The 20,828-nt window shown below is 72.0% G+C and carries 22 protein-coding genes and 1 pseudogene; 10 read left to right on the forward strand and 13 right to left on the reverse strand.

What is annotated here, in order from left to right; genetic code table 11:
• Positions 1-67: 67 nt before the first annotated feature.
• Both ABZ883_RS05315 and mca read right to left on the reverse strand, forming a co-directional pair.
• The gene (locus ABZ883_RS05315; protein ID WP_360901828.1) at positions 68-310 is read right to left on the reverse strand and encodes a hypothetical protein; all 243 of its coding nucleotides are present in this window, start codon (positions 308-310) and stop codon (positions 68-70) included.
• A gap of 4 nt (positions 311-314) precedes the next feature.
• On the reverse strand, positions 315-1,187 hold the full coding sequence (mca, locus tag ABZ883_RS05320) for a mycothiol conjugate amidase Mca (RefSeq protein WP_360901831.1): 873 nt from the start codon (positions 1,185-1,187) through the stop codon (positions 315-317).
• Positions 1,188-1,292: 105 nt separating this feature from the next.
• Here mca and ABZ883_RS05325 point away from each other — a divergent pair, with 105 nt between their 5' ends.
• On the forward strand, positions 1,293-1,703 hold the full coding sequence (locus ABZ883_RS05325) for a DUF4307 domain-containing protein (RefSeq protein WP_360901834.1): 411 nt from the start codon (positions 1,293-1,295) through the stop codon (positions 1,701-1,703).
• A 174-nt stretch (positions 1,704-1,877) separates the two neighbouring features.
• Positions 1,878-2,375 carry a transcription elongation factor GreA gene (gene greA / locus ABZ883_RS05330; RefSeq protein WP_360901837.1) on the forward strand — a complete coding sequence of 166 codons (498 nt, stop codon included), beginning with the start codon at positions 1,878-1,880 and terminating at the stop codon, positions 2,373-2,375.
• Between the two features lie 94 nt (positions 2,376-2,469).
• Here the strand turns inward: greA and ABZ883_RS05335 are convergent, their stop codons facing one another.
• The 3 genes from ABZ883_RS05335 to ilvA all read right to left on the reverse strand — a co-directional run bounded on the left by ABZ883_RS05335 (position 2,470) and on the right by ilvA (position 5,676).
• Positions 2,470-3,270 (reverse strand): ABC transporter permease, encoded by an 801-nt coding sequence (locus ABZ883_RS05335; protein WP_360902916.1) that lies wholly within the window; start codon positions 3,268-3,270, stop codon positions 2,470-2,472.
• A gap of 56 nt (positions 3,271-3,326) precedes the next feature.
• A complete protein-coding gene (locus tag ABZ883_RS05340) occupies positions 3,327-4,289 on the reverse strand; it encodes an ATP-binding cassette domain-containing protein (protein ID WP_360901840.1) in 963 nt (320 codons plus the stop codon).
• A 226-nt stretch (positions 4,290-4,515) separates the two neighbouring features.
• A complete protein-coding gene (gene ilvA / locus ABZ883_RS05345) occupies positions 4,516-5,676 on the reverse strand; it encodes a threonine ammonia-lyase (protein WP_360902919.1) in 1,161 nt (386 codons plus the stop codon).
• 232 nt (positions 5,677-5,908) lie between these two features.
• Between ilvA and ABZ883_RS05350 the strand changes: the two genes are divergently transcribed.
• Genes ABZ883_RS05350 through ABZ883_RS05360 form a run of 3 tightly spaced genes read left to right on the forward strand, consistent with a single transcriptional unit; the run spans position 5,909 to position 7,136 of the window.
• The gene (locus ABZ883_RS05350; RefSeq protein ID WP_360901843.1) at positions 5,909-6,400 is read left to right on the forward strand and encodes a MarR family transcriptional regulator; all 492 of its coding nucleotides are present in this window, start codon (positions 5,909-5,911) and stop codon (positions 6,398-6,400) included.
• Positions 6,401-6,432: 32 nt separating this feature from the next.
• A complete protein-coding gene (locus tag ABZ883_RS05355) occupies positions 6,433-6,897 on the forward strand; it encodes an RNA polymerase (protein WP_360901846.1) in 465 nt (154 codons plus the stop codon).
• Positions 6,894-7,136 (forward strand): hypothetical protein, encoded by a 243-nt coding sequence (locus ABZ883_RS05360; RefSeq protein ID WP_360901849.1) that lies wholly within the window; start codon positions 6,894-6,896, stop codon positions 7,134-7,136. Before ABZ883_RS05355 ends, ABZ883_RS05360 begins: the two co-directional genes overlap by 4 nt.
• 44 nt (positions 7,137-7,180) lie before the next feature.
• On the opposite strand, the gene ABZ883_RS05365 is transcribed toward ABZ883_RS05360, so the two are convergent.
• Complete coding sequence (locus tag ABZ883_RS05365) at positions 7,181-8,332, reverse strand: cystathionine gamma-synthase (RefSeq protein WP_360901852.1); 1,152 nt, start codon at positions 8,330-8,332, stop codon at positions 7,181-7,183.
• 67 nt (positions 8,333-8,399) lie between these two features.
• Between ABZ883_RS05365 and ABZ883_RS05370 the strand changes: the two genes are divergently transcribed.
• Positions 8,400-9,440, forward strand: a complete 1,041-nt coding sequence (locus ABZ883_RS05370; RefSeq protein WP_360901855.1) for a hypothetical protein — start codon at positions 8,400-8,402, stop codon at positions 9,438-9,440.
• On the forward strand, positions 9,437-10,096 hold the full coding sequence (gene msrA, locus ABZ883_RS05375) for a peptide-methionine (S)-S-oxide reductase MsrA (RefSeq protein ID WP_360901858.1): 660 nt from the start codon (positions 9,437-9,439) through the stop codon (positions 10,094-10,096). The genes ABZ883_RS05370 and msrA overlap by 4 nt, the downstream gene beginning before the upstream one ends.
• A gap of 383 nt (positions 10,097-10,479) precedes the next feature.
• Here msrA and ABZ883_RS05380 read toward each other — a convergent pair.
• The 3 genes and pseudogenes from ABZ883_RS05380 to ABZ883_RS05390 all read right to left on the reverse strand — a co-directional run.
• Positions 10,480-10,878, reverse strand: a pseudogene (locus ABZ883_RS05380) (DNA-binding protein); the annotation flags it as partial.
• Complete coding sequence (locus ABZ883_RS05385; protein ID WP_360901861.1) at positions 10,875-11,123, reverse strand: hypothetical protein; 249 nt, start codon at positions 11,121-11,123, stop codon at positions 10,875-10,877. The pseudogene ABZ883_RS05380 and the gene ABZ883_RS05385, both read right to left, overlap by 4 nt.
• 174 nt (positions 11,124-11,297) lie before the next feature.
• Positions 11,298-12,320: a LacI family DNA-binding transcriptional regulator gene (locus ABZ883_RS05390; protein ID WP_360901864.1), complete on the reverse strand. Its 1,023-nt coding sequence runs from the start codon at positions 12,318-12,320 to the stop codon at positions 11,298-11,300.
• Between the two features lie 238 nt (positions 12,321-12,558).
• On the opposite strand from ABZ883_RS05390, the gene ABZ883_RS05395 reads away from it, so the two are divergent.
• The gene (locus ABZ883_RS05395) at positions 12,559-13,503 is read left to right on the forward strand and encodes a serine hydrolase (protein ID WP_360901867.1); all 945 of its coding nucleotides are present in this window, start codon (positions 12,559-12,561) and stop codon (positions 13,501-13,503) included.
• Between the two features lie 103 nt (positions 13,504-13,606).
• Here the strand turns inward: ABZ883_RS05395 and ABZ883_RS05400 are convergent, their stop codons facing one another.
• Positions 13,607-14,293: an ABC transporter ATP-binding protein gene (locus ABZ883_RS05400; RefSeq protein WP_360901870.1), complete on the reverse strand. Its 687-nt coding sequence runs from the start codon at positions 14,291-14,293 to the stop codon at positions 13,607-13,609.
• A 104-nt stretch (positions 14,294-14,397) separates the two neighbouring features.
• Positions 14,398-15,855, reverse strand: coding sequence for an ABC transporter permease (locus ABZ883_RS05405; RefSeq protein WP_360901873.1), 1,458 nt, complete (start codon positions 15,853-15,855; stop codon positions 14,398-14,400).
• Positions 15,856-16,384: 529 nt separating this feature from the next.
• Between ABZ883_RS05405 and ABZ883_RS05410 the strand changes: the two genes are divergently transcribed.
• Positions 16,385-17,578, forward strand: a complete 1,194-nt coding sequence (locus ABZ883_RS05410; RefSeq protein ID WP_360901876.1) for a hypothetical protein — start codon at positions 16,385-16,387, stop codon at positions 17,576-17,578.
• A gap of 467 nt (positions 17,579-18,045) precedes the next feature.
• Complete coding sequence (locus ABZ883_RS05415; RefSeq protein ID WP_360901879.1) at positions 18,046-19,056, forward strand: aldo/keto reductase; 1,011 nt, start codon at positions 18,046-18,048, stop codon at positions 19,054-19,056.
• Positions 19,057-19,062: 6 nt separating this feature from the next.
• On the opposite strand, the gene ABZ883_RS05420 is transcribed toward ABZ883_RS05415, so the two are convergent.
• Both ABZ883_RS05420 and xylA read right to left on the reverse strand, forming a co-directional pair.
• Complete coding sequence (locus ABZ883_RS05420) at positions 19,063-19,560, reverse strand: GNAT family N-acetyltransferase (RefSeq protein WP_360901882.1); 498 nt, start codon at positions 19,558-19,560, stop codon at positions 19,063-19,065.
• Between the two features lie 71 nt (positions 19,561-19,631).
• On the reverse strand, positions 19,632-20,801 hold the full coding sequence (xylA, locus tag ABZ883_RS05425; RefSeq protein WP_360901885.1) for a xylose isomerase: 1,170 nt from the start codon (positions 20,799-20,801) through the stop codon (positions 19,632-19,634).
• Between the last annotated feature and the right edge of the window lie 27 nt (positions 20,802-20,828).

Raw genomic sequence — 20,828 nt, forward strand, 5'->3', positions numbered from 1 at the left:
GCCGCTCAGGGCATGCCGCGACCCCGGGTGGTCTCCGCCCGGGGTCCCGCGGCGCGGTGCGGCAGGATCAGCCGGCGCGGCCGGCGCCCTTGCCGGGGACCGGCTCCGCCTCGGCGGCGGGGTCGGGCTCCTCGACAAAACTGATCTTGTGCATCTGCTTGTTCATGTTCTTCATCAGCCACCACAGGGCGAGGCCGATGAGGGCGAAGATGACGAAGCCCAGGAGTCCGGGCGTCACCTTGTTCTCGTCGAGGTCCTTGACGGCGAGAGGAACGAGCTGGGCTGCGGCCGTGCCGAATGTCGCGTTCACGCGCTCAATTCTCCCGGATGCCCGCGAAGAGGTCGTCCTCGGGGAGGGTGGTGTCCACGCGGGACGTCGCGAGCTCGTAGTCCTCGTTCGGCCAGACCTCCTTCTGGATCTCCATCGGCACCTGGAACCAGGCGCCGTCGGGGTCGATCTGGGTGGCGTGCGCGAGCAGCGCCTTGTCCCGGATCTCGAAGAACTCGGCGCACGGCACGTGGGTGGTGATGGAGCGCTCGGGCCGGTCGAAGGTCTTCCACCGCTCCAGCCACTCCCCGTACGGGGACTCCAGGCCGCGGGAGAGCAGCGCCTCGTGCAGAGCGACCGTGCGCTGCCGGTTGAAGCCCTGGTTGTAGTAGAGCTTCAGCGGCGTCCAGGGCTCGCCGGCCTCGGGGTAGCGCTCCGGGTCGCCGGCGGCCTCGAAGGCGATCATCGAGATCTTGTGGGTCATGATGTGGTCGGGGTGGGGGTACCCGCCGTTCTCGTCGTACGTGGTGATCACGTGCGGACGGAACTCGCGGATGAGCTTCACCAGCGTCCCGGCGGCCTCGTCCACGTCCTGCAGGGCGAAGCAGCCCTCGGGCAGCGGCGGCAGCGGGTCGCCCTCGGGGAGGCCGGAGTCGACGTAGCCGAGCCAGGACTGCTTGACGCCCAGGATCTCGCGGGCCTCGTCCATCTCCTTGGCACGGACCTCGTGGATGTGCTCCTCGATGTACGAGTCGCCCTGGAGCTTGGGATTGAGTACGGAACCGCGCTCGCCTCCCGTGCAGGTGGCGACCAGGACGTCGACGCCCTCGGAGACGTACTTGGCCATGGTGGCCGCGCCCTTGCTCGACTCGTCGTCGGGGTGGGCGTGCACGGCCATCAGTCGCAGCTGATCGGTCAAGGTTGGATCCTCAGTCAAGGGTCGGAGTAGCGACTTCTATAGTGACCGAAGCAAGGGGCTGTTTAATTCCAGGGCCGGATTCCCGGCCCCCGGGAGGACTGATCGATGAGCGCGGCGACGCGGCAACTGCCCGAGGGCCGGTACGGCCGGAGTGCGGACGCGGATGCCCGCACCGACCGCAGGCTCAAGGTCATCGGGGCGGTACTGGGCGCGTTGACGCTGGTCCTGTTGGTGTGGATCGGCTGGGACAAGATCGCCGGCACCGAGGTGAGCGGCCAGGTGATCACGTTCCAGGTGGTCTCCGACCACGAGGTCCAGGTCCATCTGGAAGTGCGCAAGAACACGGACACCGAAGCGGTCTGCACGCTGCGCTCGGTCGCCGAGGACCACTCCGAGGTGGGCCGCCGCGACGTCCGGCTGAATCAGCACAGCGATCGCATCGACACCGTGGCCACCATTCGCACCACCAGTCGCGGGACTTCCGCGGAGCTGATCGGCTGCCAGCCGACACACTGATCGGGCCGGCTCCGCCGACACCCGCCTGACCTGGGCCGATGCCCTTTTGATGCCTTTCCTCTCGCCGATTGTCGGGGGGAATTGTTAGGCTCGTGGTTTCGCCCTCCCGCGAAGACGCATCTTTCTGGGTAGGGCGTTCATTTGTAAGCAAGCGAGTACCGACGAGGAGCACCTGTGACCCAGACCAGTGAGAACGTCACCTGGCTGACCCAGGAGGCGTACGACCAGCTCAAGGCCGAGCTGGAGCATCTGTCTGGTCCGGCGCGCGCCGAGATCGTCGCCAAGATCGAGGAAGCCCGCCAGGAAGGCGATCTCAAGGAGAACGCCGGCTACCACGCGGCGCGTGAGGACCAGGGCAAGCTGGAGCTCCGGATCCGCCAGCTGACACAGCTGCTGCAGCACGCCAAGGTGGGCGAGGCCCCGGCGGACAACGGTGTGGTCGCGCCCGGCATGGTCGTCACCATCGCCTTCGACGGCGACCCGGACGACACGCTGACCTTCCTGCTCGGCTCGCGCGAGTACGTGTCGTCGGACCTGGAGACCTACTCGCCGCAGTCGCCGCTCGGCTCGGGTGTGAACGGCAAGAAGGTCGGCGAGGACGCGAGCTACGAGCTCCCCAACGGCAAGAAGGCCTCGGTGAAGATCATCGAGGCGAAGCCGTACAGCGGCTGACCGACGCGGGCGCCGGCACCCCGGCATCCCCGCCCACGGACACGACGGAGCCCCCGGCCACGACGGCCGGGGGCTCCTTTCGGTGTCCGCACGCTCACGCGGTGGCGGAGCGGTACTTGCGCACGGCCAGGGTCCGGAAGACCACGATGATCACGACCGACCAGATCACCGAGGCCAGCACCGGGTGCTGCATGGGCCAGGCGTCCGCCTCCCGGTAGTTGGGCGGCAGGTTGCCGAACAGCTCCCGGCAGGCCAGCACGGTGGCGCTGAAGGGGTTCCACTCGGCGATGTGGCGCAGCCACGGGGTCATCAGGTTGGAGTCCACGAAGGCGTTCGAGATGAACGTCAGCGGGAACAGCCAGATCAGGCCGCCGGAGGTGGCCGCCTCCGGGGTGCGCACCGACAGGCCGATCAGGGCGCCGATCCAGGAGAACGCGTAGCCGAGCAGGAGCAGCAGCGCGAACGCCGCGACCGCCTTGGCCAGGCCCTCGTGGATGCGCCAGCCGACGAGCACCGCGACGATCGCCAGCACGACGACGGTCAGCGCCGTCTGCACCAGGTCCGCCAGGGTGCGGCCGGTGAGCACCGCGCCGCGGGCCATGGGCAGCGACCGGAAGCGGTCGATGAGGCCCTTGTGCATGTCGTCGGCGATGCCCGCGCCCGCGCCGGCGGTCGCGAAGGTGACGGTCTGGGCGAAGATGCCCGCCATCAGGAACTCGCGGTAGACGGTCGGGCTCGTGGAGCCGCCGACGTTCATGGAGCCGCCGAAGACGTAGCTGAACAGCACCACGAACATGATCGGCTGGACGAGGCCGAAGATGACGACCTCGGGGATCCGCATCATGCGGATCAGGTTGCGCTGGGCGACCACCAGCGAGTCCCGGACGGACTGCACGAACGGGTTGGTGGTCGGGCGCGGCTTGGCGGTGGCTACCGCGTCGGTCGCCGTGGTCACTGGGACTCCTCTTCCTTCTCCTCGGCGGCGTGGCCGGTGAGCGACATGAAGACATCGTCGAGCGTGGGACGGCGCAGACCGATGTCGTCGATCTCGATGCCGCGGGTGTCGAGTTCGCGGATGACCTCCGCGAGCAGCTTCGCGCCGCCGGTGACCGGCACGGTGATCCGGCGGGTGTGGTTGTCGAGCGTGGTGTCGCCCTTGCCGAAGCCCTGGAGCACCTCGGTGGCCGTGGGCAGGTGCTCGCGGTCGTGCACCACGACCTCGACGCGCTCGCCGCCGGTGCGCGCCTTGAGCTCGTCGGAGGTGCCGCGCGCGATGACCTTGCCGTGGTCGATCACGCAGATGTCGTGGGCGAGGTGGTCGGCCTCCTCCAGGTACTGCGTGGTGAGCAGCAGGGTGGTGCCGCCGGCCACGAGGTCCTGGATGACCTCCCACAGGGCGAGCCGGTTGCGCGGGTCGAGCCCGGTCGTCGGCTCGTCCATGAACATCACCGGCGGCCGGACGACCAGCGCAGCCGCCAGGTCCAAACGGCGGCGCATGCCGCCGGAGTACGTCTTGGCCGTGCGGTCGGCGGCCTCGGCGAGGTTGAAGCGCTCCAGCAATTCGGTGGCGCGCGCCTTCGCGTCGCGCGCGGACATCTGGTAGAGCCGCCCCACCATCTGCAGGTTCTCGCGGCCGGTCAGGTACTCGTCGACGGCGGCGAACTGACCGGACAGACCGATCTGCCGGCGCACCTCGTTGGGGTGCTTGAGCACGTCGACACCGGCGACGACGGCCTTGCCGCTGTCCGGCTGCAGCAAGGTGGTCAGGACGCGGACGGCTGTGGTCTTCCCGGCTCCGTTCGGGCCGAGCAGACCCAGTACGGTGCCTTCGGGGACGTCGAGGTCCACTCCGTCCAGTGCCCGTACGTCGCCGAAGGTCTTCACCAGACCTTCGGCGTGGATGGCGCCTGGCATGCGTTGTCTCCCCTTCAGGGCGTGAGATGTGAGATGTGGGGGATGCACGGGCGCGCGGCCGGAGCGGCGGCGCACGCCGATACATCGCGAGCATCCCAGACGCGATATATCGCGTCAACCGGTTTTTTCGCGGCTCCCTCTCCCGTGTCCCACCGCGTCCGCAACACCCTCGTCCAGCCTGCCGCACGCCACTGACAATCGGACCCCGCAGCCGTGAACGCCGGGGTCAGAGCAGCGCGTAACCCGAGTCCCGCAGCGCGTGGACCACCGCTTCGCGGTGCTCCGGCCCCCGCGTCTCCACCCGCAGCTCGACCTCGGCCTCGGTCAGCCCGAGCCGGGCGTCGGTACGCACGTGCGCGATGTCCAGCACATTGGCGTCGCTCGCCGACAGGATGCCCAGCAGCGCCGCCAGGGCGCCCGGCCGGTCCGTCAGCCGCAGCCGGAACGACAGATAACGGCCCGCCGCGGACATACCATGCCGAAGAATGCGCTCCATCAGCAGCGGGTCCACATTGCCGCCCGACAGCACGGCCACCACCGGCCCCTCGAACGCCTCCGGCCGGGCCAGCAGCGCCGCCACCGGGCTCGCCCCCGCCGGCTCGACGACCTGCTTGGCCCGCTCCAGGCACAGCAGCAGCGCCCGGGACAACTCGTCCTCGCTGACCGTGTGCACGTCGTCCAGCAGATCCCGGATGATGCCGAACGGCACGTCCCCGGGGCTGCCCACCTTGATGCCGTCCGCCATGGTGGCCACCGTGTCCAGCACCACGGGCCGGCCGGCCCGCAGCGACGGCGGGTAGGCCGCCGCGCCCTCCGCCTGCACCCCGATGACCCGGACGTCGGAGCGCACCGACTTCACCGCCAGCGCCACGCCCGCGGCGAGCCCGCCGCCGCCGACGCCGACCACGATCGTGCGCACCTCGGGACACTGCTCCAGGATCTCCAGCCCCACGGTGCCCTGGCCCGCGATGATGTCGGGGTGGTCGAAGGGATGGATGAAGACGGCACCGGTCTCCTCCGCGTACAGGCGGGCGGCGTGCAGCGTCTCGTCCACCACCTGCCCGCGCATCCGCACCTCGGCCCCGTACTCCCGGGTCGCCGCGATCTTCGGCAGCGGCGCCCCGACGGGCATGAAGACGGTCGAGCGCACCCCCAGCAGCGAGGCGGCCAGCGCCACGCCCTGCGCGTGGTTGCCCGCGCTCGCCGCGACGACCCCGGCGGCCCGCTCCTCCGGCCGCAGGCCGGCGATCCGCACATAGGCGCCGCGCACCTTGAAGGAACCGGTGCGCTGCAGGTTCTCGCACTTGAGGTGCACGGGCGAGGACACCAGCCCGGAGAGGTAGCGGCTGCCCTCCATCGGAGTCGTCCGCGCGACCCCCGAGAGCATCTTGTGCGCCCCGCGGACGTCGTCGATCGTGACCGGGTGCGAGGGGGGCGGGCCCGCCGGACGGCGCACGGGACGTACTGGGCTTGCAGGGCTTTCCATGAACCCCAGTCTTGCAGCCGGGCGCACGGGGAGCCGGGACCGAACAGTTTTCCCCGGCAGGGTCCCGGGGTGTCGCTCTCCGCGTACTCTTCTCCCAACCTTCGCAGGACCGACAGAACGCGAGCTTCCGGCCATGCCCATTCCCTCGGAGACAACGACCGACCTCCTGGAGCGGCTCCAGCACCAGGTGGCACTCTTCGCCCGGCGCGCGGAGCAGACCCGTCTGGGTGGCGTCGGCAAGGCCCGCAACTCCATGGACCGGGCCGCATACCTGCTGCTCAACCGGCTGGACAACGAGGGGCCGATGGGCGTCAAGGCGCTCGCCGAGGGCATGGGCATCGACTCCTCGACGGTCACCCGGCAGGTCGCGCCGCTCGTCGACAGCGGTCTGGTCAAGCGCACCTCGCACCCCGAGGACGGGCGCGCGGTGGTCCTCGCGCTCTCCCCCCGGGGGCGCACGCGCCTCGAAGAGGTGCGCACCTCGCGCCGTGAGCTCATGTCGGTCGTCACCGAGGACTGGACCGAGCAGGAGCGGGAGATCTTCACCGACCTCCTCGGCCGCTTCAATTCCGCGTTGGCGGACTATCACACGGCGATGACATCCGGGGACGAGCAGAGCTCTTGACCTGAGGTCGCCGTCTGCCGTCCCATGGCGCTGTGGGAGAGCGCCGGGCGGCAGCGGAACGCCTGCGCGACGCCGAGTTCGCGGCGTTCGCGGCGGGCGCGGCAGGGCGTCTGCTGCATGCCGCCACCCTGCTCACCGGCGACCGCGAGGAGGGCGCCGAACTGCTGTGCGCCGCCCTGTCGCGGACGTACGCGGACTGGTTCCGGCTGCGCGGCGAGGACCCGTACGTCCACACCCGGGGCGAGATCGTCCGCCGCTTCGCGCTCCGCCCCCGGTGGCGGCGGCCGCGCGGCGGACTGCTCGTACCACTGACCGTGAACGAGCGGCTGGTGGTCGTCCTGCGGCTGTACGAGGGGATCGCCGAGGAACAGACCGCCGCCCAGCTCGGCATGCCGGTCGACCGGGTGCGCGCGGTGTGCCTGCGGGCCACGACCGCCCTGCAGGGCCCGCGCCCGGCCGCCGAAGCCGCCCCCAGGGTCCGGGAGGCCGCCTCGTGACCCGGAGCCGCAAGGAGGACCAGGTCCGCCGGCTGCTCGACGGACCGCACCCCGTCGTGCCCGCGGGCCTCGCCCTCTCGGCCGCCGAACGCGGCAGGCGCCTGATCGCGCGCCGCCGCGTCCTGCGTCTCGTCCTGTGGGTGCTGCTGCTGGCCGCCCTGACCGCCGCCCTGGTGGCGGCCGCCCTGTGGTGGCCGGAGCCGAAGCCGCTCCAGACGACACCCCTGGTGTACTGGTAGCGGGCGCCGCGCAACCCCGACGCCCGCCGTGCCCGCCGTGCCCGTCAGCCGAGGGCGTGCCGCAGGTCCTCCAGCAGGTCGTCGACGGACTCGATGCCCACCGACAGGCGCACCAGGTCGGCCGGCACCTCCAGCGCGGAACCGGCCGCCGAGGCGTGCGTCATCCGCCCCGGGTGCTCGATCAGCGACTCGACGCCGCCCAGCGACTCGCCCAGGGTGAACAGCCGGGCCCGGTTGCAGACCTCGACCGCCGCCTCCTCGCCCCCGGCGACCCGGAAGGAGACCATCCCGCCGAAGCGCTTCATCTGCTTGGCGGCGACGTCGTGCCCCGCGTGCTCGGCCAGGCCCGGGTAGAAGACCTGGGTGACCTTCGGGTGGGTGGACAGCAGGTCCGCGACCTTCTCCGCGTTGTCGCTGTGCCGGTCCATGCGCACCGCGAGGGTCTTGATGCCGCGCATGACCAGCCAGGCGTCGAAGGGGCCGGCGACCGCGCCCATCGCGTTCTGGTGGTACGCCAGTTCCTCGCCGAGACCCGCCTCGGCCGCGATCAGCGCGCCGCCGACCACGTCGGAGTGGCCGCCCATGTACTTGGTCGTGGAGTGCACGACCACGTCCGCGCCGAGCGCCAGCGGCTGCTGGAGGTAGGGGCTGGCGAAGGTGTTGTCGACCACGAGCCGGGCGTCCGCGCCGCGCGCGATGTCCGCCAGCACGGCGATGTCGGTGATGCCGAGCAGCGGGTTGCTGGGCGTCTCGACCCAGATGACCCGGGTGTTGGGGCGGATCTCGGCCCGCACCGCCGCCGGGTCAGAGGTGTCGGCGACCGACCACTGCACGCCCCAGCGCTCCACGACCTTCGCGAAGAGCCGGAAGGTGCCGCCGTAGGCGTCGTTCGGGATGACGACGTGGTCGCCGGGCTTCAGGACCGTGCGCAGCAGGCAGTCCTCGGCCGCCAGCCCCGACGCGAAGGCCAGACCCCGCCGGCCGCCCTCCAGCGCCGCGAGGTTCTCCTCCAGCGCGGTGCGGGTCGGGTTGGCCGACCGGCTGTACTCGTAACCGCCGCGCAGACCGCCGACGCCGTCCTGCTTGTACGTGGAGACCTGGTAGATCGGCGTCACGACGGCCCCGGTCGCGGCGTCGGCCGCCTGACCCGCGTGGATCGCGAGGGTCTCGAAGTTCTGATGCTGCTGCTCGCTCATAGCGCCGAGCGTAGTGCCGCCGACGGGACGGGGGCGTGCCAGCCGGGCGCGCGTACGCTTGCTCATCATGGAATTCCTCTGGGTGCTGTACGGAGTGCTCCTGATCGCCGCCGTCGTGATGTGGCCCCGCCTGCAGCGCGGCCGCGCCGAGTGGGCCAGGGCCGCGGCCGACCCCGGCCTGTACGGGTTCGTGTCGCAGGACATGATCGACATCCGGCTGCCGGGACCCGACCCCGAACTGACCCAGGCCCTCACCGCGACCCAGCGCACCCAGGACTGGCGTGCGGTGGCCGCCCTGCTCAAGGGCACCCCGGTGGAGGGCGAGGCCCGCTGGCAGCGGGTCCAGACGCTGGCCGGTGCCGCGGCGGTGGAACTGGCGCGCGCGCCCGGCAAGGGCGCGGCCTGGCTGCGCACCTGGCGGGTGGAGGAGCCGCAGGACCCGGGCGGCGCGGCCGTCCAGGCCGCGTTCCTGGTGCAGCGGGCACGGCGCGCCCCGGCGGGCTCGCCCGACGTGCCGATGATCCTGGAGGAGGCCCGCACGGTCGCCTCGGAGGCCGCGCTGCTGGCTCCGGGCGACCCGGTCCCGTACATCGTCGACCTCGCCGCGGACGGCGACTTCACGACCGCCTGGGAGAAGATCACCGCCCGCGCCCCGCACCACATGGGCGCGCACCTCGCCGCCCTGTCCCGGCTGCCCGAGGACGCCGCCAGGGACTTCGCCGAACGCGCCGCCGCGTCGGGACCCGAGGGCAGCCTGCTGCCCGCGCTGCCGCTCTTCCAGGTCTTCGCGCACCTGCCGGAACTCGTCCTGACCAGCAGCTTCTACCAGAGCGAGGTCATCTCCCGGGCCGTCGGCGGCGCCCTGTACGCCACCGAGCACGCCTCCGCCAACGACCCGGTGGTGCCCCTGGTGCGGCACCTGCTGATCTCCTTCCTGGTGCGGGCCGAGCGCTACCCCGAGGCCGTCGAGCAGTTCCACCACGTCGACGGCTTCGCGGGCGCGGCCCCCTGGTCGTACGCCGACGACCCCGCCGCCGCGTACGCCCTCTACCGCGCCCAGGCCATCGCCGGTCTCCAGCGCAACTCAGCGCCGGGACCGGCCCGTTGACGACCGCCTCGTTCCCCCACCACGGCCTGCGCCTGCCCTCCGCCGAGGAGGCCCTGCCCGGCCGGGCCGCGCCACTGCACGTGGTGCCCGCGCGGCACCTGCTGCTCGGCACCCCGCTCGCGGGCCCCTACCCCGCGGGCCTGGAGGTCGCCGACCTCGCCCTCGGCTGCTTCTGGGGCGCCGAACGCACCTTCTGGCGGCTGGACGGTGTGTGGACGACCCTCGTCGGCTACCAGGGCGGCCACACCGCGCACCCCTCCTACGAGGAGGTGTGCAGCGGCCTCACGGGCCACGCGGAGACGGTGCGGGTGGTCTTCGACCCCGCCGCCCTGCCGTACGACCGGCTGCTGCGCGTCTTCTGGGAGGCCCACGACCCCACCCAGGGCTACCGCCAGGGCCACGACCACGGCACCCAGTACCGCTCCGCCCTGCGCACCCACTCCCCCGCGCAGCAGGCCACCGCCCTCGCCTCGCGCGCGCTCTACGGATCCGCCCTGGCCGCCGCCGGCCACGGCCCCGTCACCACCGAGATCGCCCCCGCGGGCGCCTTCTACCCCGCCGAGGCCCGTCACCAGCAGTACCTCGCCCAGAACCCCGCGGGCTACTGCGGCATCGGCGGCACGGGCGTGACGTGCCCGGCCGGAGCCGCCTTGTGACAGTGCCGCAGGACCACGTCATCGCAGGCGGCTGGGTGTACACGGAGAACCTGCGGCCGCTCTGCGAGATCGTCTCCGGCCTCGCCGGCTACGCCTTCGACGACAGCGACTGGCAGGCGGTCGAGTACGGCCTGTCCACCACCGACGACGACCGCCCCACCGCCGACTGATTCCGATACCCGCTCGTCGGCCGGCGGTGCGTGGACCTGTGCCTGGCCCAGTCTGCCGGCGGCTCGGTCGTCTCGCTCCGCCTCCTCGGCGACGCCGACGAGGCACTTGCGGCTCGGGCCGACGCCGTGATCGGCGTCCTCGCGCAGTACTGGGTGTGCGACAGACCGCCGCAATGACCGGTGCCGATGCGGGGCCGGCGCAACGGTGCCCAACACGGCGACCAGCCGCACCCGGTCACCGCACAGCCTGGCCATGTCGTCGACGTCGGAGGTCAGTATCGCCACGGGCCCCGGCCGGCACAGGGCCATCTCGGCCACGGTGGCGTCAATCGCGTACGTGTGCCCGTGCAGTCCCGCCGCCTTGAGCAGACCTGCCGCCGCTCCGGCCGAGGACTCGGTCACCGGCTCGACCTTGACCCGTGACAAGGCCCAGTTCAACCGCGGCAGGTCCACGCGCGCGTGGCTGACCTCCACGATCGTGTTGGCGCCGACCACGAGATCGGCCCCCATCCCGTGGAACACCTGCAGCATCGCGAGTACCTTCCGGTCCTGCGCGATCCAGGCCGACAGCCCCTGTGAGTCCAGAACGACGGTCTCGAAGCGGTCGCTCACGCGGCGTCCGTGTGTCCCGCCGGTGCGGCGTCGCCGAGGATCCGGGCACGCGCCTCGGCCAGTTCCTCGTCCGTGAAAGCGCCGCTCTCCTCCTGGTGTCGCCGCAGGTCGTCACCGAGGAGCTGATGCCGTATCCGGCGGGACACCGCCTCGGCCACGTAGCCGGAGACGTTGTCGGTGAGCTTCCTCAGCTCGGCCACCTGCTCGGTGGGCAGGGTGACGGTGATGCGCGTCGTGGCGGACATACAGCGAGCATGCTGCGGTATGCGCCATGACGGCCTACCTTCGTATGCCCTGTGACGGCATGGAATCAACGTGCCGGGCACACCGCGTGGCCCCCTCAATCGTGCCGGTTTTGTCCATGCCGACAGACTTCCGCACGTACGCCCGCCGGACAGGGGCTTCGAGTCACCCGGCCCCTACCGGGCCGGCACCGGCCCACTGCTGTCGCGGACCGTCAGGCGGGGCTCGATGAGGTGGACCCCGGACGAGGGGGCCGCGGCCGGGGGGCCCGCGAGTCGGGCCATGACGAGTTCGACGGCGCGGCGGCCCATCTCCTCCGCCGGGATGGACACCGAGGTCAGCCGGGGTGCGGACTGGGTGGCGACCTGGTCGGGGCCGATCGCGACGACGGAGACGTCCTCGGGGACGGCGCGGCCCTGCTGGCGCAGGCGGGACAGGAGGGGGCCGATGGCGGCCTCGTTCTGGACGACGAGGGCGGTGGTGTCGGGCCGTTCCTCGAAGATGCGGGCGAGCGTGCCCGCCGTCGACTCCCAACTCCCCTCGCAGGGGCGGTGGATGAGCCGCATACCGTGTGCGGCGGCGCGGGAGCGCAGGCCCTGGAGGGTGCGTTCGGCGAAGCCGGTGTGCCGCCGGTAGACCGCGGCGGCCTCGCCGACGACGGCGACGTCGCGGTGGCCCAGGCCGGCGAGGTGGTCGACGCAGAGCGCTCCGGTGGCCTCGAAGTCGAGGTCGACGCAGGTCAGTCCCGCGGGGTCGGCGGGCAGGCCGATGAGGACGGCGGGCCGGCCGCCCTCGCGCAGCAACGGGATGCGTTCGTCGTGGAGTTCGACGTCCATGAGGATCATCGCGTCGGCCAGCCCGCTCGCGGCGACCCGGCGCACCGCGGCCGGCCCCTCCTCGCCGGTGAGCAGCAGCACGTCGCGGCCGTGCTGCCGCGCGGTGGTGGCGACGGCGATGGCGATCTCCATCATGACGGGCACGTACATGTCTGTACGCAACGGCACCATCAGGGCGATGATGTTGGACCGGCTGCTGGCCAGTGCGCGGGCACCGGCGTGGGGGTGGTAGCCGAGTTCCTGGATGCTGTGCTCGACCCTGCGCCGCGTGGCCTCGGAGATGGAGCGCTTGCCGCTCAGGACGTACGACACGGTGCTGGCGGAGACCCCGGCGTGCCGGGCGACCTCGGCGAGCGTGACCATCCGGCGGCTCCCTCGGGTGGACGGGCGGCGAGCGGGGTGGATCACCGCGGTGGTGAAGCGCTTCGACAACAGACGGTATCCAGTGCCCGACGCCCTGTCCAGACAGGTGTCGAAGCGCTTCGATCAGCTTTGCATTTTGTACGCATCCGGTCACAATCCCGGCCCCTCGTAAGGATGTTCGCCGATCGAATGCCAGGATGTGCTGCCCGGTTCCTTCCCATCGACCCATGGAGTTCCCTTGAGACTCGGCATCACGAGGACGCACCGGCTCGGAGCCGCGCTCCTGGCCTCCGGTGCCCTCGTTGTTGCGGCCCCGGTCGCGGCTCCCGCCCAGGCGGCCACGGCCAAGGCCCCCTCGGTGACTGCCTCGGGCGCCTTCCTGCTCGACAGCACCGCCAACAAGTCGCTGTGGGGCAAGGCCGCGGACACCCGGCGGCAGATGGCCAGCACCACCAAGGTGATGACGGCCACCGTCGTCCTCGGCACCCCGCACCTGGACCTGAACAAAAAGATCACCATCAAGCAGGCGTACCGGGACTACGTCGTCCGCAACGGCGCCAGCACCGCCGACCTGAAGACGGGCGACAAGGTCACCGTCAAGCAGCTGCTGTACGCGATGATGCTGCCCTCGGGCTGCGACGCCGCCATGGCGCTCGCCGACACCTACGGCACCGGCAGCACCGTCTCGGCCCGCACCAAGTCGTTCATCACGAAGATGAACAGCACGGCCAAAGCACTGAAGATGAACAACACCAAGTACGACTCGTTCGACGGCATATCCTCGGCCGGCAGCAACTGGACCACCCCGCGCAACGCGGCTGTCCTGACCCGCAAGGCCATGTCGTACAGCACCTTCCGCGATGTCGTGAAGTCCACCAAGACGGTGCAGAAGGCCACCAACGGCCGCACGTACACCTGGTACAACACCAACAAGCTCCTCGGTTCGTACAACGGCACCGTCGGCGTCAAGACCGGCACCGGCACCTCGGCCGGCCCCTGCCTGATCTTCGCCGCCACCCGCAACGGCCGCACCATCGTCGGCGTGCTGCTCCACAGCTCCAGCGGTGACAACCGCTACACCGACGCCACCAAGATGCTCAACTACGTCTTCGGCACGAGCAGCAAGTCCGCTGCCGGCACGCTGAAGCTGCGTACGCTCCCGGCCGGCGCCCAGCGCGACTGACCCGGGAAGCACCCCGCCGCCGCACGGCGCACGACGAATCCCTGGAGCCCGCCCGGGCGGGCTCCAGGGATTCGTCGTGCGCGGCGCGGCGGGGCGGCCCGCGTCAGACGGCGGGCGTGCGGTCGGAGACGGTGACCTGCCCCCGCTTGATCGTGGCGACCCGGGTCGCCCGGCGGGCGATGTGGGAGTCGTGGGTGACCAGGACGAAGGTCAGGCCGTACTCCTTCCACAGCCCCTCGAGGAGCGCCAGGATCTCGTCGCGGGTGCCCTCGTCCAGGGCGCCGGTCGGCTCGTCGGCGAGCAGCACCTTCGGCTTCTTCACCAGCGCCCGGGCGATGGCCACGCGCTGCTGCTGACCGCCGGACAGCTCGCTCGGCAGGTGGTGGAGGCGGTCGCCGAGGCCCACCGAGTCGAGCGCCTCGGCGGCGCGGGCGCGCCGCTCGGCGGCCTTGACGGCGAGCGGCACCAAGGCGGTCTCGACGTTCTCCTGCGCGGTGAGCGTGGGGATCAGGTTGAAGCTCTGGAAGATGATGCCGATGCTCTCGGAGCGGACCTTGGTCAGCCGGCTCTCGCTCAGCCGGGCGAGGTCGACGCCGTCGAGCTCGACCGAGCCGGAGGTCGGCTTGTCGAGGCCGCCCAGCATCTGCAGCAGGGTGGACTTGCCGCCGCCGGTCGGTCCCTGGACGACGAGCTGTTCGCCGTCCTCGATGACCAGGTCCACGCTGCGCAGCGCGTCCACGACGTCCTTGCCGCGCGAGTAGCGCTTGGTCACGCCGCTCAGCTTGTACATGAGATGACTCCTGAAGCCTGGGAGGAGAAGGGGGTGGACGCCGCGCCCCGCCAGGGGGGGGGGAAGGTCCGGGGCGCGGCGCCCGTCTCGGGGAGGGGCAGCGGCTACTCGACGCGGCGCAGGGCGTCCGCGGGCCGCAGCCGGGAGGCGCGCCAGCCGCCGAAGGTGCCCGCGATCAGACCGCCGGCGATCGCCAGCACCACGGCGAGGACGATGGTGTTGACGCTGACCGGCGCCTCAAGGGCGATCTTGAGCACGTCGGACGCCGCCTGCCGGCCCTGTCCGCCCTGCCCGCCGCCGAAGGCGCCGCCGCCCCGGCCCCCGAAGCCGCCCCCGCCGCCGCGGGCGACGGACGCGTCCAGGGTCGGGCTGATGGCGGTGATGAGGTAGGCGCAGCCGAGGCCGAGGGCGATGCCGAGCACGCCGCCGATGAGGCCGTTGACCAGGGCCTCGCCCATGACCTGGCGGGTGACGCGGCCGCTCTTCCAGCCGAGTGCCTTGAGCGTGCCGAACTCCCGGACCCGGCGGCTGACCGCGGAGGAGGTGAGCAGCCCCGCAACCAGGAACGCGGCGATCAGCACGGCGATGGACAGCCACTTGCCCACGTTGGTGGCCAGGTTGGACGCCGTGGACAGCGAACCCGACACCGTGGACGCCAGGTCCGAGGAGGTCGTGACGGTCGTGCCGGCGACGTTCTTCTGGATCGCCTGCTTCACGGCGCCGATCTTCTGGGAGTCGGCGGCCTGGACGTAGACGGTCGTGACCTTGTCCTTGGAGTCCGACAGCGTCTGCGCCTGCTGGAGCGGGATGTAGACGTTCGCGGTGGACGAGCCGCTGTCGGCGGTCGCGATGCCGATCACGGAGAACGTCGTGCCCGAGACGGTGACCGTCTTGCCGACCGACAACTTCTTCTGCTTCGCGTACGCGCTGTCCAGGACGGCGACCTTGGCATCGGCCTGCGCGGCGGTGAAGGTCTTCCCCGAGGTGATCTTCGAGGAGGTCAGCGGGCCGAGCTCCATGTGCGCCACGTCGGTGCCGTAGAGCGTGAAGTTGTCGATGCCGAAGTTGGCGCCGCCGCCGCGCACCGTGCCCTGCGGCCGGTTGCCGCCGAAGCCGCCGCCCTGCCGGCCGCTGTTCGGGGACTGCTGGAACTCCCCGCGCTGGAACTGGCCGTTGATCTTGATGACGACCAGGCTGAGGCCGCCGACGGCCTGCTTGACCCCGGCCTGCCCCGCGACGTCGGTCACGACGGAGGACTTCAGGGTGGTGAAGCCCTGGACCATGACGCGGTCGCTGCTCTGCTCCTTGTCGTCACCGCGCGCGTTGAACTGGAACCGCGGGCGCTCCGCGCCCGCCGAGGACGGGTCGGCGGCCTTGGTGACGGTCATGTCCGTCCCCAGGCCGTAGAGCGACTGCAGCACCTTGCCCTGGGCCTGCGTCATGCCCGCCGACACCGAGTTGACGGTGATGACCAGCGCGATACCGAGTGCGAGGCCCATCGCGATGACAAGCGCCGCTTTTCTGCGGCGACGGAGTTCGCGCCGGAGATACGTGAAGAACATGCGATTCCTCGCCGAGTTCGGAAGCCGGGGAGCGGGAGGGAGGACGGAGGCGGCCTCGGTCCCGCTGCCGCGACGCTAGGAATCGGCCCTGATGAGAGTGTGAGGCCGGGATGAGAGGGCGATGAGAAACCGGCGGCCCGGGGCCGCCCGCGACCGTCGTCTCGGTGCCGGGGGCGTGCGCGGGCTGCAGTACCTTGTCCTGTGCCTGCCTCGTCCCGGCCGGCCCGCCTTCGCGGGGCCGTCGCGACAGGCCCCGGGCGGAAATGTACGGAAGGCGGGGGCGCGCATGTGGATCGGATGAGAAGGTCGGCGCCTGGGCGGGAAGCGCTTCGACGGCGGTGCGCGGGAACAGCCGCGTGCCCACGCACGATGGGGAGAGCCCGAGTTGACGGACGGAACGCCGTGGGACGGGGACGGTCACGGCCGTCGCCGGAGGTCCGGCGAGGGCTCCGGACCGGGACACGAGCCGGGGCACGGACCTGACCCCGGCAGCGGTCCCGGCGCCCCTCCCCCGCCTCCGTACCCGGCGATGCCCGCCCACGCGCCGGCGCCGCCCCCCGCCCGGCCGCGGCGCTCCGCGCTGCTGCTCGCCCTCGTCGGTGTCGCCACCGCCGTGCTGGTGGCCGGGCTGCTGATCGCGCGCCCCTGGAACGACGGTCCCGAAGGGCCGGGCTCCGGCTCGCCCGCGGCCGGCAGGGGCACCGCCGTCGACGCCGCACGGATGCTGCGCGAGGCCGCGGACACCCTGGAGAAGGCCCATGTGCTGTCCTACCGGGGTGAGTTCGCCCGGGATCCGGGCACGGCCACCGGCTTCGACCTGCAGACCACCCCGGGCGGATGGGGCCGCGGCTCCCTCGGCGACCAGGGCCGGACGGTCCGGTTGCTCACCGCGGGCGACCACCGGATGGCCAAGGCGGACCAGGCGTACTGGAAGGGCCGCGGCTACTCGGGCGCCCTGCTGGACCGGATCTCCGGCCACTGGCTCGACGCGTCCTCCGACCTCCCGGAGATCGACGACGTGACGGCCCCGCTGGCGCCCGCCAACGTCGCCGGCCTGCTCCGGGACGCGGCCGGCAGCGCGTCCTCCGCCACCGCCTCCAAGGCCCAGGTGGCCGGCCGGGCCGCCACCGTGCTGTCCACTCCGGGCGGCACCTTCTCCATCAGCGACTCCGCGCCCCACACCCTGCTCCACCTGGCCTCCGGCTCCTCCCCCGCCGCGACCGGGCCGCTCCCGCTCGCCGACGGCACGGACGTCTCCGTCGCCGCGCTCACCGGTGTCGACCGCGCGGCGTTCGCCACCGCCTTCGAACGGGACCTGGCGGAGCTGACGACCGCGGTCGACCCCACGGTCACCTTCACCACGGTCGGCAAGGCGCGCTTCTCCCCGTGCGGCAGCACGAGGTGCACGGCCCGCTTCACGCTCCAGAACTCCGCGTACGGGTCGGCGGCCGCGGAGGCGAGCACCGACGACGCGGTCCACGCGGAGATCACCATCGACATCACGCTCGACGGCAGGAGCATCAAGCGCTGCTCCTACCAGCGCACGATGGCGCCCTCCGGCTCGGTCACCCTGATCTGCACGGCCGCCTACAGCGCCGCCACCACCCGCGACCACACCGTCACGGGCCGGCCCGACGCCTGGGCACGGGCCGTCCCGGACGACGAACTGGCCCGGCTGCGCGCGGACTTCGCCAAGGGCACGGCGGGCGGTCAGGCCGCCTGACCCCGCGCGCGGCGGCCGGGCCCGCCCGCCGCCGAGGGTGATGTGCGGGCCGCCCCGCCCGGGAAACGGCCCCGGTCACGGTGAGCGTCACCCGGGCGTCCACCACCCGGGGAAGGGAGGCCACCAGCCGTTCCGGCCCCCGCCGAGTCCGAGCCCCATCCGTACGCCGTCGCCTTCGTGGCCGACCGGGGCCCGGGCACGTCGCCATGCGTGTCCACGAGCGCGGCTCCGGCGAGGCCCGCTCCTGCGGCAGGGGAGCCCGCGCCGCCATGGTCGCCGCCGCCCGCCGCGACGGGGCCGACCCGGCGGTGACGGGCCGTCCGCGGACGTGCACCCTGCACGTGCCCGGCGGGCCGCCCCAAGGTGCCACCCGCACCCCGACACGCCCTGACCGCACGGGACTTGAGGTGGCGCCGACCCCGGCGCCCCTTGCCGTGAGTCCACTCCAAGGCGTTGGCTGGTCGCCCATGGAGTACAAGCAGCTGGGCCGCACCGGCCTGAAGGTCGGCCGTATCGTGCTGGGCACGATGAACTTCGGCGGGCAGACGGACGAGCAGGACAGCCACCGGATCATGGACGCCGCGCTGGACGCGGGCGTCAACTTCTTCGACACGGCGGACATCTACGGCACGGCCGAGGAGAAGGGCCTGACGGAGAAGGTCATCGGCAGGTGGTTCGCGGGCAGCGCCGGACGGCGCGACAAGGTCGTGCTCGCGACGAAGGTGTACGGCAACATGTCGGACGACGGGAAGGCCTGGCACGAGCAGTCCTGGCCCAACCACGACCGGCTCTCGGTGCTGAACATCCGGCGCGCGGCGGAGGCGAGCCTGCGCCGGCTCGGCACCGATCACATCGACATCTACCAGTTCCACCACATCGACCGCGCGACGCCGTTCGAGGAGATCTGGCAGGCGGTCGACGTGCTCGTCCGCCAGGGCAAGATCCTCTACGCCGCCTCCTCGAACTTCCCCGGCTACAAGATCGCTCAGGCCAACGAGACCGCCGCGAACCGCGGCATGGTGGGCCTGGTCAGCGAGCAGTGCCTGTACAACCTGGCGGAGCGCCGCGCCGAGGCGGACGTGATCCCGGCCGCCCAGGCGTACGGCCTCGGGGTGATCCCGTGGTCGCCGCTGCACCAGGGACTGCTGGGCGGCGCCCTGCGCAAGGAGCGCGAGAACAGCGGCTCGCGCACCAAGGCGGGCCGGTCGGCCGCGGGGCTGGCCGATCCGGCCGTGCGGGCCCGGGTCCAGGCCTACGAGGACCTGCTGGACAAGCACGGGCTGGAGCCGGGCGAAGTGGCCCTGGCGTGGCTGCTGACCCGGCCGGGGGTCACGGGGCCGATCGTCGGGCCGCGCACCATGGAGCAGTTCGCCTCGGCGCTGCGCGCGGCGGAACTGGAGCTGGACGCGGAGCTGCTGGCCGGGCTGGACGAGATCTTCCCGGGGCCGGGGCCGGCCCCGGAGGCGTTCGCCTGGTGATTCCCGTCACACCGGTGCCGCCGGGAGCCGCTTCGCCATGAGGCGCTCCGGGCGGCCGTCGGGCATCCGCCCGAGGGGGTCGGCGGTGAACGCGAAACCGTTGCGGCGGTAGAGCGCGGCGGCGGGCTCGTTGCCGTCCGCGACGGCGAGGGTGAGCAGCGCGGCGCCGGTTCCCGCGGCCCAGGTCTCGACGGCCCGGATCAGCAGGTCGCCGACGCCGTGGCCGCGTGCGTCGCGGGCCACCCACATGGAGATCAGTTCGGTGGTGCCGGGGTGCTCGCCCCGGACGCCGCTCGCCATGCCGCAGGGCACTCCGTCGCGCACGGCGGCCAGGTGGGTGCCGGACAGGGCGAGCCGGTCGCGCCAGCGCTCCTCGCGGTCCCCGGTGCCCTGCCAGTCGGCGAGCCGGGAGCCGAAGGCGTGCGGGGCGTCGGCGAGGGCGGCCAGTCGCAGGCCGCGCCACAGCCGCCAGTCCTGCGGGGTGAGCGTGCGCAGTTCGGTCATGCGGGCAGGTTGCCGCCGGGCGGGACCCGACGGCAACCCGTTTGCGGCCCGGGGGCCGCACGTGGGCCTGATCAGCGGGTGCCGAGCAGGTGGTCCATGGCGAGCTGGTCCAGCTGCTCGAAGGCGGACCCGCGGGTGGCGACGGCGTCGGCGTCGAACTCCTCGTAGGCGCCGCGGTCGGCGAGCAGGTCGGCCAGGCTCTCGCCCTCGCCGAGGGTCGGCTGCGCCAGCTGGTCCAGGCGGGAGGCCTTCAGCGCCTCCTGCACGGCCGGGTCGGCGCGGAACGCGGCGGCGCGCTCCTTGAGGATGAGGTAGTTGCGCATGCCGCCGGCGGCGGACGCCCACACACCGTCCATGTCCTCGGTCCGCGGGGGCTTGAAGTCGAAGTGGCGCGGGCCCTCGTAACCGGCCGACTCCAGCAGGTCGACCAGCCAGAACGCGGAGCGCAGGTCGCCGGCGCCGAAGCGCAGGTCCTGGTCGTACTTGATGCCGGTCTGGCCGTTGAGGTCGATGTGGAAGAGCTTGCCGTGCCACAGCGCCTGGGCGATGCCGTGCGGGAAGTTCAGCCCGGCCATCTGCTCGTGGCCGACCTCGGGGTTGAGGCCGACGAGCTCGGGGTGGGCCAGCTCGTTGATGAACGCCAGCGCGTGGCCGATGGTCGGCAGCAGGATGTCGCCGCGCGGCTCGTTCGGCTTGGGCTCGATGGCGAAGCGGATGTCGTAGCCCTGCTCGATGACGTACTCGCCGAGGAGGTCGAACGCCTCCTTGAAGCGGTCGAGGGCGACCCGCACGTCCTTGGCGGCACCGGACTCGGCGCCCTCGCGGCCGCCCCAGGCGACATAGACCTTGGCGCCGAGCTCGGCGGCGAGGTCGATGTTGCGGATGGTCTTGCGGAGTGCGAAGCGCCGCACCTCGCGGTCGTTCGCGGTGAAGCCGCCGTCCTTGAAGACCGGGTGCGTGAAGAGGTTGGTGGTGGCCATCGGCACCTTCAGGCCGGTGGCGTCCAGGGCCTGGCGGAAGCGCTTGATGTGGCCCTCACGCGCGCTGTCGTCCGAGCCGAAGGGGATCAGGTCGTCGTCGTGGAAGGTGACGCCGTACGCACCGAGCTCGGCGAGCCGGCTGACGCTCTCGACGGGGTCGAGCGCGGGGCGGGTCGCCTCGCCGAAGGGGTCGCGACCCTGCCAGCCGACGGTCCAGAGACCGAAGGTGAACTTGTCGTCGGGGGTGGGGGTGAAACTCATCGCGGCGGCTCCTATTCGTAAGACCGT

Origin of the sequence: Streptomyces sp. NPDC046977 (assembly GCF_040644455.1) — a bacterium.
Lineage (GTDB): Bacteria > Actinomycetota > Actinomycetes > Streptomycetales > Streptomycetaceae > Actinacidiphila.